At 40.2% G+C, this 16,542-nt stretch carries 17 protein-coding genes and 1 riboswitch; of the genes, 7 read left to right on the top strand and 10 right to left on the bottom strand.

Features of this window, described 5'->3' with window-relative positions:
- Positions 1-10 precede the first annotated feature (10 nt).
- Positions 11-120: riboswitch (TPP riboswitch) on the bottom strand.
- 59 nt (positions 121-179) lie between these two features.
- Positions 180-2,021: a monovalent cation:proton antiporter family protein gene (locus ASE42_RS06750; protein ID WP_056766165.1), complete on the bottom strand. Its 1,842-nt coding sequence runs from the start codon at positions 2,019-2,021 to the stop codon at positions 180-182.
- Between the two features lie 161 nt (positions 2,022-2,182).
- Between ASE42_RS06750 and prpE the strand changes: the two genes are divergently transcribed.
- Complete coding sequence (gene prpE, locus ASE42_RS06745) at positions 2,183-2,926, top strand: bis(5'-nucleosyl)-tetraphosphatase PrpE (RefSeq protein ID WP_056766163.1); 744 nt, start codon at positions 2,183-2,185, stop codon at positions 2,924-2,926.
- A gap of 41 nt (positions 2,927-2,967) precedes the next feature.
- On the opposite strand, the gene ASE42_RS06740 is transcribed toward prpE, so the two are convergent.
- From ASE42_RS06740 to ASE42_RS06725, 4 genes are all read right to left on the bottom strand, one after another.
- Complete coding sequence (locus ASE42_RS06740) at positions 2,968-3,870, bottom strand: RluA family pseudouridine synthase (RefSeq protein ID WP_025093412.1); 903 nt, start codon at positions 3,868-3,870, stop codon at positions 2,968-2,970.
- Positions 3,871-3,878: 8 nt separating this feature from the next.
- Positions 3,879-4,679: an NAD kinase gene (locus tag ASE42_RS06735; RefSeq protein ID WP_003211364.1), complete on the bottom strand. Its 801-nt coding sequence runs from the start codon at positions 4,677-4,679 to the stop codon at positions 3,879-3,881.
- Between the two features lie 63 nt (positions 4,680-4,742).
- Positions 4,743-5,372, bottom strand: coding sequence for a GTP pyrophosphokinase family protein (locus ASE42_RS06730; RefSeq protein WP_024425028.1), 630 nt, complete (start codon positions 5,370-5,372; stop codon positions 4,743-4,745).
- A 33-nt stretch (positions 5,373-5,405) separates the two neighbouring features.
- Complete coding sequence (locus ASE42_RS06725) at positions 5,406-5,771, bottom strand: hypothetical protein (RefSeq protein ID WP_024425029.1); 366 nt, start codon at positions 5,769-5,771, stop codon at positions 5,406-5,408.
- 237 nt (positions 5,772-6,008) lie between these two features.
- On the opposite strand from ASE42_RS06725, the gene ASE42_RS06720 reads away from it, so the two are divergent.
- The 5 genes from ASE42_RS06720 to ASE42_RS19050 all read left to right on the top strand — a co-directional run bounded on the left by ASE42_RS06720 (position 6,009) and on the right by ASE42_RS19050 (position 9,427).
- Entirely contained in the window at positions 6,009-6,587 is a 579-nt protein-coding gene (locus tag ASE42_RS06720; protein WP_034621763.1) for a CYTH domain-containing protein, read from the top strand.
- A gap of 21 nt (positions 6,588-6,608) precedes the next feature.
- Complete coding sequence (locus ASE42_RS06715; protein ID WP_056766161.1) at positions 6,609-7,376, top strand: lytic transglycosylase domain-containing protein; 768 nt, start codon at positions 6,609-6,611, stop codon at positions 7,374-7,376.
- A gap of 275 nt (positions 7,377-7,651) precedes the next feature.
- Positions 7,652-8,050: a thiol management oxidoreductase gene (locus ASE42_RS06710; RefSeq protein WP_008355333.1), complete on the top strand. Its 399-nt coding sequence runs from the start codon at positions 7,652-7,654 to the stop codon at positions 8,048-8,050.
- A complete protein-coding gene (locus ASE42_RS06705) occupies positions 8,047-8,958 on the top strand; it encodes a ClpXP adapter SpxH family protein (RefSeq protein ID WP_024425033.1) in 912 nt (303 codons plus the stop codon). Before ASE42_RS06710 ends, ASE42_RS06705 begins: the two co-directional genes overlap by 4 nt.
- Before the next feature lie 295 nt (positions 8,959-9,253).
- Positions 9,254-9,427, top strand: a complete 174-nt coding sequence (locus ASE42_RS19050) for a hypothetical protein (protein WP_200956587.1) — start codon at positions 9,254-9,256, stop codon at positions 9,425-9,427.
- A 109-nt stretch (positions 9,428-9,536) separates the two neighbouring features.
- Here ASE42_RS19050 and pepF read toward each other — a convergent pair whose 3' ends face one another.
- From pepF to mecA, 4 genes are all read right to left on the bottom strand, one after another.
- Positions 9,537-11,363 (bottom strand): oligoendopeptidase F, encoded by a 1,827-nt coding sequence (gene pepF, locus ASE42_RS06700; protein ID WP_281733681.1) that lies wholly within the window; start codon positions 11,361-11,363, stop codon positions 9,537-9,539.
- Positions 11,364-11,577: 214 nt separating this feature from the next.
- Positions 11,578-12,738, bottom strand: a complete 1,161-nt coding sequence (locus ASE42_RS06695) for a competence protein CoiA (protein ID WP_056766158.1) — start codon at positions 12,736-12,738, stop codon at positions 11,578-11,580.
- Between the two features lie 162 nt (positions 12,739-12,900).
- The gene (gene cls, locus ASE42_RS06690) at positions 12,901-14,421 is read right to left on the bottom strand and encodes a cardiolipin synthase (protein ID WP_024426475.1); all 1,521 of its coding nucleotides are present in this window, start codon (positions 14,419-14,421) and stop codon (positions 12,901-12,903) included.
- Between the two features lie 86 nt (positions 14,422-14,507).
- Positions 14,508-15,173: an adaptor protein MecA gene (gene mecA, locus ASE42_RS06685; protein WP_024425038.1), complete on the bottom strand. Its 666-nt coding sequence runs from the start codon at positions 15,171-15,173 to the stop codon at positions 14,508-14,510.
- Positions 15,174-15,437: 264 nt separating this feature from the next.
- Here mecA and ASE42_RS06680 point away from each other — a divergent pair, with 264 nt between their 5' ends.
- On the top strand, positions 15,438-16,103 hold the full coding sequence (locus ASE42_RS06680) for a TerC family protein (protein ID WP_024426476.1): 666 nt from the start codon (positions 15,438-15,440) through the stop codon (positions 16,101-16,103).
- A gap of 39 nt (positions 16,104-16,142) precedes the next feature.
- On the opposite strand, the gene spxA is transcribed toward ASE42_RS06680, so the two are convergent.
- Positions 16,143-16,538, bottom strand: coding sequence for a transcriptional regulator SpxA (gene spxA, locus ASE42_RS06675; protein WP_003211421.1), 396 nt, complete (start codon positions 16,536-16,538; stop codon positions 16,143-16,145).
- Positions 16,539-16,542 lie beyond the last annotated feature (4 nt).

Raw genomic sequence — 16,542 nt, 5'->3', positions numbered from 1 at the left:
AAAAGCATAGTCAAAAACCGCACCACTTCCCTACGCAGGTATGAACCTGTTCAGGTAATGAGGGTCTAAAAGTCGACACTTTTATCTCAGCCCTTTTAAAGGACTCCCCTAGTGGATCAAATATATGATGTTGTACCTCTATCTTAATCAGGAATTGTCCATTGGTCAAGGGTTCATTGTCATTCTAATTGGGCTCTTAGTCCTGCCACATACTCCCTGGAGCCCGATACAAGCACACGGTCGCCGCTTCTAAGTGTCGTATCTCCATGCGGTACTAAGCTGTCTACCCCTCTAAAAATGCGGACAAATACCAAATCACCGGTGAAAGGAAATTCTCTCAGCATGACATTATGATAACGATGATTGTTCATTTGAATTTGATACAAAGAAGAATCCTCATTTGTTAGCAATCGAATCGCATCAGGTGCTTCAATCAAAGCTCTTAGCACCGTTTTAGATGACAGGAAAGTAGAAAACGTATCAATTCCCGCTTCCTTCAATGTCAGCTCTGCCTCTGCTTTGTTGACACTTGCAATGACTTGTTTTGAACCTTCTTCTTTTGCAAATAAAGCAATTTCCTTATTTTTCGTCTCACTGCCTGTTGCGACGACAAGGACATCCTCTTGGCCGACGCCTGCCTTTCTCAGCGTCTCATCGTCGTATTGTTCAATTGATTCGACTTCAAAGATAGAGTCTGCCAGCAGTGCTTCCTTATTTTCTTGAAACACATGCAAAATTCGAATGTCATATTCATCCTGATGTAAATCAAGTGTGACAGGTAAGGTCAGCTGATTTGCACCAATAAAGGTCACACGCTTCTTATGGCTTGCCGCTTGTTCTTTTTTAAACAGCGCTTTAAACCAAACAGGTGTTAAAATACTCGTTAGCACCGCAACTAAAATCAGCGCTCCTGACATTTTATGATCAATGACACCGAGCCGCTCACCAATCGTCGCAGCTGCAATGACGAGAGATAAAGTTGAAGTTAATAAAAAGCCGGAGCCAATGACCTTTTTCATGTCATACCATTTTTTCAAATAAAGAATCGGGACGAGCTTACTTATAAGCAGCGCAATAAACAGAAGCGGAATCATGATCATAATTGTGGGGTCCTTAAACAGTGCCCATATATTCAGATCCACTCCGACCATCACAAAAAAGATCGGGATTAAAAATCCGTAGCCAAATGAGTCCAGCTGCTGAACGAGTTCTTTATTTGGCGAAAGAAGGGACACAAGCACACCAGCTAAAAACGCCCCAAGAATATTTTCAGCCCCGAGTGATTCAGATAAGGCAACTAAGACTATAATGAGAGTAAAGATTGCCCTTGTCCCAATTTGCACGGTTCCTTTAGACATCGACTGAAAAATTGACTTTGTCTTAAATACGCGGCCAAATAAATAAAGAAGAATGCCTGCAGCAAATAATAAGAGCAGGAGCCACATGTTCCCTGTTCCATCTCCATAAATGGAGGAAAACACAGCAAGCAAAATCATCGTGACCAAATCGGCAATGACAGCTACAAGCAGAATGATTTGACCGATATTCGTCTGCATCAACTTTTCCTCTTTTAAGGTTGGAACCACTACGCCTAATGAGATGGTAGAGATAATGAGCGTCATTAAAAAGGCATTTTGAATAAACCCTGCGAGTACAAACGCATAGGACAGGATAAAGGACATACAAAATACCCCAAGAAAAATAATGGTGGCTGCTTTAAATGTATTTGGTTCTTTTAAACCATTTGGAAGTTCTCGTGCTTTCTTCTTTGACTCAAAAGAAGAAAAATCTATTTCAAGTCCACTTAAAAACATCAGAAAAATAAAACCGAGCATGGATAATGTATCTAACCACGCATCATGTTCGACAACCAGTTGAAGGCCGCTTTTCCCAATGATGAGCCCCATGATGATTTCAGCTACAACGACCGGAATGGTCAGCTTAAATCGGTGCAATAAAATAGGGGTGAAAAAGGCGACAATAATAACGACAACGAGTGATGAAACAGATGTATGCTCCATTGGCTAAAGCCTCCTAACATTCATGTTTAATTTTTTAAGTTTTACGTTAAAGCATTGATTCTAACAATTGCCCAAATGAAATGAAAGCCATTCGTTATATTTTCTAAAATTCAAACTTCTTTATAACCGATGAATGGATGAAAAAATCAGGAGGAAACCTTATGAAATTCGATATCATTGGCGATATCCACGGCTGCTACGAAGAGCTGCTTACTCTCATACACAAACTAGGATACGAACTCAAACATGGATTACCCGTCCATCCTGATAAGAGAACGCTGGCCCTTGTTGGTGATCTAACAGATCGTGGACCTCAGTCAGTAGACGTCATGCGATTTGTCATTCATGCCTATTCACACGGCGCAATCCGTTATGTACCTGGCAACCACTGCTTTAAGCTTTATCGCTACTTAAAAGGAAATCCCGTCAAATTGCTTCATGGCATCGAAACAACAGTGAACGAAATAAAAAAACTGCCAATCCATGAACAAAACAAATTGTCACATGAATTTAAGCAGTTATTCGAGAAGGCTCCGCTTTATGATGTACTCATTCCTGATGAGCTGATCATTGCACACGCAGCGATGAAGGAAAAGGATATTGGAAAAAAGCCGAATAAACAAATGCGGTCCTATTTATTATTTGGTGCCGTCACAGGAGAAACATGGCCAGATGGACGGCCTGTTCGCAAGGACTGGGCAAAGGAATATCACGGAAAACCGTGGATTGTGTATGGCCATACACCAGTAAAAGAACCTCGATTCGTTGGCAGAACGGTCAATATTGATACAGGCTGCGTATTTGGCAACAAGCTGTCTGCCCTCACATACCCTGAGCTTAAAACGGTCTCCGTTCCTTCATCCATGCCTTATGACGATTCTAGATTTCAGCATTTCACATCATAAAAAAACCCGGCCCTGCGCTCCAGGTGACCGGGTTTCTCTATTTAAAAAAGCAATGATTTCATATCATCAGGAAGCGGGGCTGAAAATGTCATTTGCTCACCTGTCATCGGATGAGGAAACACAAGGGTTTCACTATGCAGTGCCTGCCGGTCTATCCGCTCGGTCGTTCCGCCATACAGCGTATCTCCGATGAGCGGATGCCCAAGAAATTGCATATGCACACGAATTTGATGTGTTCTCCCGGTTTCAAGTGAGAGAGACACATCCGACATGTTCAACTCAGCGATTACCGCTCGCACGGAATAATGCGTTACTGCCTCCTGCCCAGCATCATCAACCATCCGCTCGATAATACTATCCCCTTTTCGGGCAATTTTTGCAGCGATCGTTCCATGTTTTTCTGTGATCATGCCATGTGTAAAGGCTCTGTATGTTCGTTTAACCGCTCCACTTTTTTGCGCCTTTGATAAAAGGCTATGGGCAAAGCGATGCTTCGCCACAAGCATGACACCAGATGTATCACGATCAAGACGGTTCACCAAATGAACCGTATGCCGAACAGACTGCTTGGCATAATGATGCAGTAATCCATTCGCAATACTGTGCTCAGGGTGCTCCCGAGAAGGGATCGAAGGAATATACGGCCTTTTATTCAGCACAAGGACATGCTCGTCCTCAAATATAATATCAAGTGGAATCGGTGCAGGCTTCAGCCCTTCACTCACTTTTTCCTCGGGAAATAAAATGGTGAGTCTGTCCCCTTCATGCAGCTCGCACTTCACGGTAACATGCTCTCCATTAATGAGGAGGTCACCGCCATCAAACTTAATATCCGTCAACATTCTTTTCGAAATGCCAAGATCAATTAAATATTCCTTTAAAAGCAGCCCTTCTTCTTTGGCTGTTATGGTTTTGTTTAACGTAAAGTATTCCAGCGGGAACAACCTCTTTCTTATTCTCCTTTTCCGATAAAGGAATCTTGCACCCTTTTCCAAAACGGAAACGGTCTAAATCTGGCAAAACGGACATTCTCGTCTGCCACCCGGCATTGAATGGATTTGACGTCTTTATGAAGCAGTGTCAAATGATCAATGGTCACCTGAAAATCGACATCATTCCTCGGTTTAATCACACAAGTATGATGGTCAGGCAAAATAAGCGGTGAACCGACCGTCCGAAACACTCGGTTGTTGATTGAAGCCATTTCTGCCAGCTGAATGGCTCTAATGGAAGGATGAATAATGGCGCCACCCAGTGCCTTATTATAGGCCGTACTGCCAGATGGTGTAGACAGACAAAGGCCGTCACCTCTGAATGTTTCAAACAGCTGGCCTCTAATTTCAACATCTGCTACAAGTGTCCCTTCCATGCTTTTAATCGTACATTCATTCATTGCTAAATATTTCTCTTCTCTGCCGCCGTCGTTGTATCTGACAATGACTTCTAAGATCGGATATTCCACAATATGATAAGGCGTTTTCGCAATGGCTAAGACGAGTTTTTCAATTTCACTCGGCACCCAGTCAGCATAGAAGCCAAGATGACCTGTATGAACACCGACAAAAGCTGTTTCATTTAGACGGTCGCTATAACGGTGAAACGCATAAAGAAGGGTGCCGTCTCCACCAACCGTAATGACAAGATCCGGTTCCTCTTCATTTAGTTCCATCCCAAAATCCAATAAGTAGGTCTGAATTTTACTTTTGAGCGTGTCAGATACAGAATTCCCTTTTGAAGAAACTGCAAATTTCATGAATTCTTCTCCTTTTTCACCTTGCTGCTATGAGAGGGCAGCATCATATTTGATCAAACTGGCTCAGCTGTCGTTTTTCTTTTTCCGGGAAAATGCTACTTGTGCTTCTTGAATTTCCCCTCTGATTTCGGACATTTCTTCATCGAGACGAGATGCTGCCTCAGATGCTCTTTGAAGGCGCAGCTTGACCTTCTCCGGGATATTCCCGCTATATTTATAATTCAGAGAATGCTCAATGGTCGCCCAAAAGTTCATCGCAAGCGTACGAATTTGGATTTCGACGAGGAGCTGTTTCTCTCCACTTACGGTTTGCAGCGGATATAACACAACAAGGTGGTAAGAGCGGTATCCGCTTTCTTTATGTTCTGCAATATAGTCGCGTTTATCTACAACCACAAAATCTTTACGTGACTGGAGCATTTTTTTCACGACTTGTATATCTTCTACAAACTGGCACATAATGCGAAGCCCAGCAATATCCTGCATCGTTTCAATCTCATGCATCGGGATGTTTTTACGCTTTGCCTTTTCTAATATGCTGGCAACGGGTTTCACTCGGCCTGTGACAAATTCTACTGGTGAATGGTCATCCTCGAATTCATACAGCTTTCGAATGCCTTTTAGTTTCACTTTTAATTCTTCGACTGCTTGTTTATACGGTGCGAGGAATTGATCCCATTGTTTTTTGTCCATGAAACTTCCCCCAATTCCATATACCTAATTATTTCAGAGGAATGTGCTTTTCACTTTCTCTTCCATATCTCCGTAATTGGCATTGTCTTTAATATTGTCGATTAAATAATGTAATTCCTGTTGAAGCTGAATGAGTTCCAGCGAATATTCATCCGATGCCAAATAGACAGGGATGTCACGATTCATTGCTTCTTTTAATGGAGCCCATGTATGTTCCCCTAAAATAAGATACGAAAAGGACTCCTCGGTTTCAAGTATGTAAACGAACGCAAAGTGATCAGAATCAACAAGCATTTGTCCTGATGCTTTTGCTTTTTGAATTTGCTCTTCTGACTGGATTGTCAAAATCAGCCTGTCTTCTTTTAAAGTTGCTTCTGTGATTTCAATTCTGTTTTGCATCATGATCTCCTTTACAACAAAGTACAGCTTTATTTTATCATATCAAGTTCAATATTGATAAACCGAACTTTTTGAGAAAATCCTGTTTTTCTCTTTTAAATGATCCTTTCCCAAGATTCTTCATTCATTTTGGTCCATACCTAAATTGAAAATAGAGTGAAAAAAACAGTCTTTTACATGGTGAACACACTTCATGTACAATAATCATATTTCCTCTAATGAAAGGTTGATGTCAAAATGGCACAGGAAATTGAAATCGAACTAAAGCAATTATTAATGAAAGAAGAATTTGAACAGCTGAAACAGCATTTTCAATTGAAGGATGCGGATTTCCACACGCAAACCAACTATTATTTTGATACACCTCAATTTAATATAAAATCTCAATTGGCTGCATTAAGAATGAGAGAAAAAAACGGTCAATGGGTGCTCACATTAAAGGAACCTCACGAAATAGGCTTGCTCGAAACCCACCAAACGATCGCTCCCCCATCTCAACTTGACGATTTTGAGCTGCCAGATGGTGAAGTTGCGGAAAGATTAGACCACCTGAACATTCAAAAGGATCAAATTGTGTACTTTGGTTCACTTGAAACGTCAAGAGCAGAAAAAATGATTCAAGAAGGCTTAATTGTTTTGGATCACAGCCGATATTTAACAGTAGAGGACTATGAACTTGAATTTGAAGTGAGCGACCTGGAAATCGGACAAGCCGCTTTCTCCGCATTGCTCCGCAAATTTCATATTCCAGTACGAAACACGAAAAACAAAGTCGTTCGTTTTTATGAAGAAAAAATGAAAACACAGAATAGATGAATTCCTTGAAGGAGGAACATGATGAACGTCAATCAACTTCAATCCTTTATGCAGCTTCAAGCGCTTAAAACGTTACAAACAGATCCAGCACAAACGCAAAAGTCTGCAGGTCAAGAATCAAATGCCCAAGCTTCATTTCAGTCGCTGCTGCAAGATTTTTTAGGCGGATCAGAATTATCACGTCTCCCGCTTTCCATCTCTGCTTTTATGGGCACGGACCCATCAACGGCTCCGAACACGCAATATGCGCGTACAAACCCATATTTATCTGCCACTTCCGGCAGTGATCAGCTTGAGGCCCAATCTTTGTATGCAAATGACAACCAATTAAATACAGCGAATGGCATTGGAAATGTCTTAAACAACAGCTACACGCCGCCGCTTCAAAAGGCTGTCTCCAGCGGCTCTTCATCAAAAGAGATTAATCAAATCGTGTCACAAATGGCTCAAAAGCATGGCGTTCCCGAAAAGCTGATTCACGCGGTCATCAAGCAGGAATCCGGCTACCGCACAAATGCTGTCAGCCATGCAGGTGCGCTTGGACTCATGCAGCTCATGCCATCTACTGCTAAATCACTTGGCGTCAACAATGCTTTTGATGCATCCCAAAACATTGAAGGCGGAACGAAGTATTTAAAACAAATGCTCAATAAATATAATGGAAATATCTCACTCGCCTTAGCTGCCTATAATGCAGGCTCAGGAAATGTTGATAAATACGGAGGCATTCCTCCATTTAAAGAAACACAAAATTATGTAAAAAAAATCACAGCTCAATATTTCGCTTAAACCGAAGAGAATAACCTCTTCGGTTTTTTGTATGTCGCTTTTCCCCCTTTTTTGACTGAATGTGTTATGATATGGTCAATTGATCACAGAACCCGATTCTCTCTTTATTTCGAGCAGACCAAAGCGGTTTGTTTGTGGAATTGAGATGAGGTTGTTAAAATAAGTACAAGAATAGAAACAATAAAATAGAACAAACTGAATATCACTTTTGAAATAAATGAAATGCGCAATAGGGTGAGTCATCCTATTAACTACGAGTAAAAGGAGTAGTCAACATGGTACAATCGTTTAACGCACCTTACGAAGCGGTTGGAGAGGAACTTCTATCGCAACTTGTTGATACTTTTTATGAAAATGTAAAGTGTCATCCTTTGCTTCATCCTATTTTCCCGGATGACTTAAAAGAAACAGCAAGAAAACAAAAACAGTTTTTAACGCAATATTTAGGCGGACCACCACTTTATACAGAAGAGCATGGCCACCCAATGCTGCGGGCGAGACATCTCCCTTTTCCGATTACTGAGGAGCGGGCTGACGCATGGCTTGAATGCATGGAGGATGCAATGGATCAAGTAGGACTAACCGGCGATATTCGTGACTTTTTATTTGAACGGCTTTCTCTGACGGCTCGTCATATGGTCAACCAAACACCTGAAAAGGATGGACGATCTTGAGCTGCAATACGCACGATCAATATTTCTCACACTGTCACGGACATCCTCAAAAGCCGATTGAAATCTATGTATTCATTGATCCTCTAAGCCCAGACTGCTGGTTATTAGAGCCGTCCATTAAAAAGTTGAAAATGAAATATGGCCGTTTTTTCACTTTACGAACGGTAACAAGTTCTAGTATTAATGCTTTGAATCGGAAAAGAAAGAAACATTTACTGACTGAAGCATGGGGGAAATTTGCCACTAAAACGCAGACCAAAAAAGAACAAATGCTGTCTGAACAAATTGTGACATCACCCTACCTCGCCTCACTCGCACTAAAAGCAGCGGAGCTTCAAGGCAGAAAATGCGGAATGAAGTTTTTGCGTCTCATTCAAGAATCACTTTTTTGCCATCAGCAAGATGTCACAAGTGAGCAGGTGCTGATAGAAAATGCAAAAAGTGCTGGACTGGACATCGAGGAATTCCAGCGCGACATTCATTCTCAAAGTGCTGTGAAAGCACTGCAATGTGATATGAAAATTGCAGCAGAAATGGACGTATCTGAGCTTCCGACCTTCGCCTTTTTTAATACCGTAAATGGAGACGAAGGATTAAAAATTTCAGGTGCCTACTCTTATGATATTTACGAAGAAATCCTTTTTGAAATGATTGGTGAAAAACCAACACCATCAGAACGGCCTCCAATTGAATGGTTTATTGCTTACTTTCAATTTGCTTCCGCAAAAGAGATAGCCGTTGTCTATGACTTGACGCTTGAAGAAGTTGAACGAGAAATGAAGAAGCTGGCTTTCGCTCAAAAGGTAGAACGTGTCCAAGTGCAGCAAGAAATGTTTTGGCGCTATAAAGAGAATGACCACCATACAGATCTTGATGTCTATCGCTGTGAAAATGAACATGGGTGCTGACCCATGTTTTTCTTTACCTTCACCAGGAACATTCGTTCTGTTTATAAATACGAAGAAACCGCGCCGGGATAAGCGCGGTTTCACTATGTCTTAACGACAACAAAGGGGATGGGAGAAATTTTTCACGGTCAAACAAAGGGGTAATGTTTGTATGTGATTAATTTCACATCTGTAGTATATCAAATTTTGTCGACTTATGACAACAGATATACTATATGTTCATATTTTTGTCACAAAACATAAGAGGGTTGTCACTTTCATATAGTAAAAGTAACAAAAAAATGGGGGGATCTGCATGCGCAGCACAACTATTGGACTTGTTGCCATTGGCTTATGTTTCTTTTTAAATATATTAGGCTTAATGAAGATGTTTCCTCTTTATTTGACGTCTCCACTCTTATTTGCTTCGATTCTTTTTACGCTTTATCGAATGAATCACCGTAAGACCTTTAGAGGTTTTAAAGGTTGATGATTGACATGGAACGGCCTCGACATCTGAAGAGGTCTTTTTTTATGAGAAAAAAACTCCTGTCAAAAGATGAGATAGCACACTCACACGTCTGACAGAAGTCTTTTCATTACTCACCTGTTTTGGAGATGAGCTCTTCCATTTCTTTTAGTTTTTCTTCGAACAATTGACATGCTGCTTCGATTGGTTCTTTAGAAGCCATATCAACCCCTGCCTTTTTCAGCACATTGATTGGATAATCAGAGCTTCCTGCTTTAAGGAAATCGGTGTAGCGCTCTACCGCTGGTTTTCCTTCTTGTAATATTTGCTTGCTTAATGCCTGCGCCGCACTATAGCCTGTCGCGTATTGATACACATAATAGTTGTAATAGAAATGAGGGATTCTCGTCCACTCTAATCCGATTTCCTTATCAACCACCATACCGTCACCAAAGTACTTCTTGTTCAGGTCATAATAAAGGTTCGTCATAAATTCTGGCGTTAAAGCCTCTCCTTCTTGTGCTTTCACATGAATAAGATGCTCAAACTCAGCAAACATCGTTTGTCTAAATACCGTTCCTCTAAATCCTTCTAACAAGTGGTTTAATACATACAAACGCTGTTTTTTATCGTCTAAATGATTAAGCAGGTATTCACCTAGTAACGCCTCATTTGTAGTGGAAGCCACTTCAGCTACAAAGATACTATAGTTTCCATACGGATATGGCTGGTGCTTTCTTGTATAGTAGCTGTGTACAGAATGCCCAAATTCATGAGCCAGTGTAAACAAATTATCAATATTATTTTGCCAGTTCATGAGGATATATGGATTTGTACCATAACTCCCAGATGAATAAGCACCGCTTCGTTTCCCTTTATTCTCATAAACGTCTACCCAGCGATTTTCGAGTCCTTCTTTTAACACGGACACATATTCTTCTCCTAATGGGGCTAACCCTTTCAGCATATAATCCTTTGCTTCATCGTAGGTGAGCTTCATGCCAGCATCTTTCACAAGTGGTGTGTACAAGTCGTAATTGTGCACTTCATCAAGCTTTAATACCTTTTTACGTAATTCAATATAACGGTGTAATAACGGTAAATATTGATGAACTGTATCAATTAGATTGTCATACACTTCTTCCGGGATGCTGTTTCGTGATAATGCTGCTTCTCTTGCCGATTTGTAATTTCGTACTTTTGCATAAAAATTATCCTTCTTAATTGAACCGCTCAGTGTAGAAGCAAGTGTATTCTTATACTGATCATACGTTTTATACACAGCTTTAAAGGCATTCTTTCTCACTTCACGATCATCACTATTTAAAAATGTGATGAAGTTGCCGTGGGTAATCTTCTTTTCCTCTCCATTCTCATCCTTTACAGAAGGAAAAGAAATGTCGGCGTTGTTAAACATACTAAAAGTAGTAGATGAAGATGAAAGTGGTTCAGAGGCCTCAGCTAATAAAGCTTCTTGCTCCTCACTTAAAATATGTGGACGCTCTTTATTAATTTCTTCGAGAGCATGTGAGTACAGTTTTAATTCTTCTTTTTCTAGTATGAATTGCTGCAATTTATCTTCTTGAATCGATAAAATCTCTGGAACAATATAAGCAGATGTACTAGACAGCTGTGTAAATAGATTTGATGCCTTATCATTTAACGCCTGAAATGATGAGTTCGTTGTATCTTCATCGTATTTCATGTGCGCATATGTATAAAGCTTGCCAAGCTTTTCAGAAAGTTGATCCTGAAAGGTTAGGGCTTCATACAGGACATCAGCAGAATGGGCAAGCTTGCCTTTAAACTGAGCCAGCTTCGGAATTTCTTTTTTGACCGCTTCGAATTCCTTGTTCCATGCATCGACGCTTTCAAAAATATCTTCAAGACGCCATTTGTTTTCTTCTTTTACTTCGCTTCTGTCTGGTAGATGATTGTTTTTGTTTTGTGAAGTCATATGAATCCCCCTTGCTTGAGTTGTGTTGAACCAACCTTTCGGAAAGTGAAAGAAATTGGTGTTGTATTTATCTTCTTTGTTTTGAACTATATTTGTCAAATCATATGCAGAAATAAATACCAAACAGACTAAAAAAATGAGAAAAAAGCGTTTCTTTTGATTCAATAGCAGCACCACCTTTTTCTTATCATGATCAAAGTGGTTATGAAACATGCTAATGAAATAAGAAAGCATCTCGTTTTAACACTTCATCTAGTGTTCGTATAGGCATTTGATTCGACGATACTTCATAATTACCCTCTTTCGTCATATGTAAAAACCCTTGTCTTACAAGCGCATTTACATATGCAGTGACCACCTCTTTTATTTCTTCTCTTGAAACATCGCCATATCGGAGTTTCACTTCTTTCATTTGCACACATCGATTGATTTCCATCATTAGCTGCTGAATTGTCACTCTTCCGCTTCCTTTTTTCCTCATCATCCAATCATAGAGACACCCCTGCCAAACATACACGGGACTTGTAAAAATATACGCTTCTTGCACTGGAATAAATAATTCAGTTGGCAAAAAAGGGAATGCTGTTTGATGATGCTCATAAAAAATATCTCTCAAACGTTTGCTTTCATTTGATAAAATGCGAGGAGGACGCAACCTAAATTGCTGTATACATTTAATCCATTGTTGGTTTACTTGACGCTTGCTTGAAGGCGGAGATAGAAGTGCCGGAATTTCGCGGTATGCTGAAGGTGGTCTGACAGTCATTGCCGCACATATTTTCGTTGATTGAAACACAAGGAATTGATCAAGATGGATGAACCTATTCTGGATCGGGCAGAAAAAAATCAACCGCCTTTCCTCTGATTCCCTTAAAATTCCCCAATGAATGGAGGAGAAAGAAAAAAGCTGGGCAGATTTTCGGTTTAAACGATTTGCCCCTATCATCCATATGGGAAAGAGCCCTGCCTCGCGGAGACCTGCTGTTCTTCTGCGAAGCTCTTGCCGGGAAATATTTGCACATTGAAATTCGATTGCATAGGTTTCATTTCCTATAGAGACGGTCACATCAGGACGCTGATGAATCTTTGACATATACTTTTCCAGCGCCGGTTTATGTCCAAGCCCCTTCAGCCAATTCATAATAGCTTCCTTTCCCGCCTGATGATAAGCCGTTTCGCCAGAGGCTAACGGACATGCTGTCAGCTGTTTATGCGCAAAATGATAGACACGATGCTCCCCTAGCTTTAATTGCACCTCCTCCCTGCACTCAGGACAATAAAATTTGCACGTCGTTCTTACGTGCTCCAGACGGCTTTTCGATAAATGATGTGTCATTCGGATAAGCTTACCGTTATCCATCATTGCTGTATTCATTCAGTTCGCCCCTCGCTCTTTGATGACCGTATTATAGCTTGTTCGTCTATAAGGAAGCGAAAAGGTAAAATGAATTTTTACCGTGTCAAAAGATGATTTTAATGATCATCTCTTCAGGAAAATTAAAAATCCCCCTTATAGAAAAGGGGGAAAATACAATCTTTATAAAAGTGGTGATAATAATCTTGCTGTTGATTCAAACAGTCTGACCCCCAAAGGTCTCTTTGCAAACTCTTCAGGAACAATTTCATGTGACTGCTCTAAATCACCTAAGAAATCGTTGACGAGCTTCTCGGTGCTTTTTGTTTTATAGAGGAAGGCATTCACTTCAAAGTTCAAATGAAAGCTTCTCATATCCATGTTTGCCGTTCCTATCGAAGCCAGCTCGCTATCCACAATAATAAATTTACTATGCATAAAGCCTTGATCATACTCGTACACCTTTGCCCCTGCGTCAAGAAGCTCCGGGAAGTATGAACGAGACGCATGGAAAACAATCCGTTTATCTGGATTCTTTGGAGCAATAATCCGTACATCTACTCCGCTCAATGCGGCAATTTTCAATGCGGACAAAATATCATCATCCGGCACAAAATACGGTGAAGCGATCCAGATGGACTTTTTGGCGGAGATGATCATGGAGAAAAAGAGATTTTTAATGACCTCCCACTGCTTGTCAGGCCCGCCAGCAATCATTTGTACGCCTTCTGTTGTACTCTCAAGGTGGCTGAAATCTTTGAAATAGTCCACACCAGAGCATCTTTCATTCGTCATATAATACCAATCCTGCATGAAAATCTGCTGGAGGTCACGAACAGCTTCGCCCTTAATCATCAAATGAGTATCACGCCAGAATCCATATTGTCTGCTTCTGCCCATGTATTCGTCTCCAATGTTAAGCCCGCCGACAAATCCCACTTCCCCATCAATTACGACAATTTTTCTATGATTTCGGAAGTTGATTTTATTATTTAAAAGGGGAAGCCTTACTGGTAAAAACGGAACGATCTGAACGCCAGCCTTTTCTAGGTCAGCAATATATTGACGGGAGAGATTTAAGCTTCCTACATCGTCATATAAAAAGCGGACAATCACGCCATTTTTCGCTTTTTCAATGAGAATGTCCTTTAATTCTTGGCCAAGGTCATCGTGGCGGAGAATGTAATATTCTAAATGAATGTGATGTGTTGCTTTTTTAATCTCTTCAAAAATATGAGAGAATGTTTCTTCACCATTGGTTAAGACTTTAGAGGACGTGCGATATGTAATAGGAGTATGTCCAAGTCTGTGGGCCAGCTTAAATAAGAGCTGCTGATGATCACCCATATGCGTCATTTTTTCAATTGCTTCTCTATGGATACTTTCATCTTCCTGGATTAACTTCTCGTCCAATACCGCCTTCTTTTCAAACAGCCGGCGCTTTTTAATATTGCGTCCAAAGAAAATGTAGAACAAAAAGCCGAATAACGGAAAGCTGCCAAGCAGGACAAGCCATGTAATCGTTTGAGACGGATTCCGGTTCTCCAAGAAAATAACAAATCCGATGAAAATAATCGATAAAGTAAATAGAACACTGACAGAACTTAATACACTTACCGCTAAATCACCGACAATCAATTGGATGATTAAATAAGCACCTATCGTAATGATTAGAAAAAATAGAACTTTGACTACATTTCTCATTTATTTTTCTCCTTGCCGATCTCTTTATTTACCTATTCATTCAGATAAAAAAGCCGATTCCTCTATAGAAATCGACTTTTTGTGAGTTACGAGAAGTGCTGTTGAATCGTTTCAAGGGCATTCCCTTCGATAATCAGCTGACCGTATTCTTTCAGTCTGTAGATGCTGACCACTGATTCATGAGCATATTCAAGCAAAATGCTGAGCTTATTCTCCACTTGCTCATCTGACAAATCCTCGTGGAAGTCAACATATAGATAATAACGGTTTTCAAACGAATATAAACTTGTGGTAAAATCCTGCATATTTAATTGAGAAAGTGCAATCAAATCTTCAAAGTCATCCATTTTCAACACGAATTGAAGTTGAAGTTTTTTGTCCTTCTCATTATGGTCTTCTTGATCTTGCTCTTCTTTATGAAAATCATCAAGCAGTGCGTCTAAGCTTTCTTCATCTGTTTGATCTTTTTTATCTTCTGGAATCGGCAATTCGAGCTTTTGTCCATCTTTAGAAAGTTGGGCTTTTGTCACGACAATTTCAAGACCTTTATCAAGTGCCTGTACTTGAATCCAAAGCGGCCCCTCTACTGCAAATTCTTCTTCTTCGTGCACTTCGTCCATTACTTCCCAAAACAGCTCTTCACTGCGCTCACGATTATACCAAATCTCTTCACGGTCAAATCCGCGATCTTCAATATCACCGTAGGAAATATAAAATTTTACTGTATGTTCATTTATTCTTTCGATTTCCATTTTGCCAACCTTCCCTTCTATATAAGATGTTGAAGGGACATACAAGCTCCCAATTAATAGTACTTTACTACACTTTACCCGTTCCGTCTACATGTTAACCGTTTAAAGAATTGAGGTATTGCTTCGTACTGTCTATTTTATGATAAAACATGAATAAAAGAAATAAAAACGCATTTTTTGCAGAGAAAACTTGCAGAAACATATATTTGAATTGTCTTCATATATTGGTTGTACGAGCTTCTATTAGGACAAGAGGTGAAATGGATGGAAACAGAGTGGATCGTATCCTTACTGATGATTATTGGCATAGACCTGATTTTAGGCGGAGATAATGCGCTCATCATTGCGATGGCCAGTCGAAGTTTATCACATGACAAACGCAATAAAGCCATTTGGATCGGCACTCTTTTGGCCGTTCTGATGAGAATTACAATGACTGGTGCCGCAGTATATTTATTGACTATCCCTTATTTGCAGTTTATTGGCGGTCTTTTTCTCCTTTATATAGGATACAATCTGTTAATTGAACAAAAGAAGGAATCGATTCGGATAAAGAGCAGCGGCTCCCTTTGGCGTGCGGTTCAAACCATTGTGATTGCAGACCTCTTTATGTCACTTGATAATGTCATCGCAGTTGCAGGTGCGGCAAAAGGCAACATGATTCTGACCGCTTTTGGCCTCATGATTTCTGTACCGATTATTATTTGGGGAAGCAAGCTGATTCATGCAGCTTTAACTAAATTTCCGTTTCTTTTATACGGAGGAAGTGCGCTTTTGGCCTTTACTGGCGGAGAAATGATTGTGCGTGATGTGAAATTGACTGAATTTATGTCACAGCATGCCACGCTTGAATTGATGCTTCCGTTTTTAACCGTCATTACGGTCATATTAGCAAGCCTCTTTTACGAACAAACGGCTGAAAACAAATAAAAAAAGCTGCCAAATGATCGGCAGCTTTTCGTGTTTTTATTAGTTAGCAAGTCGCTGAGCTTCTCTTAGTTGGAATGTACGAACCGTTCTTGGTAAGAAACGTCTAATTTCATCTTCATTGTACCCAACTTGTAATCTTTTTTCATCCAAGATAATTGGACGACGCAAAAGACCTGGATGCTCATTGATTAGTTTATACAATTGTTGAAGCGGCATTGTCTCAACATTGACATTTAGTTTTTGGAATACTTTTGAACGTGTTGAGATAATTTCGTCTGTACCGTCTTCTGTCATTCGAAGAATTTCCTTGATTTCATCGATTGAAAGAGGCTCAGAAAAAATGTTTCTCTCTTGATATGGGATATTGTGCTCTTCTAACCACGCTCTTGCTTTTCTACATGATGTACAGCTTGGTGATGTGTATAATGTTACCATAAAT

Origin of the sequence: Bacillus sp. Root920 (assembly GCF_001429445.1) — a bacterium.
Taxonomy (GTDB): Bacteria; Bacillota; Bacilli; order Bacillales; family Bacillaceae; genus Bacillus; species Bacillus safensis.
This window is presented reverse-complemented; position numbering and strand designations above follow the sequence as displayed.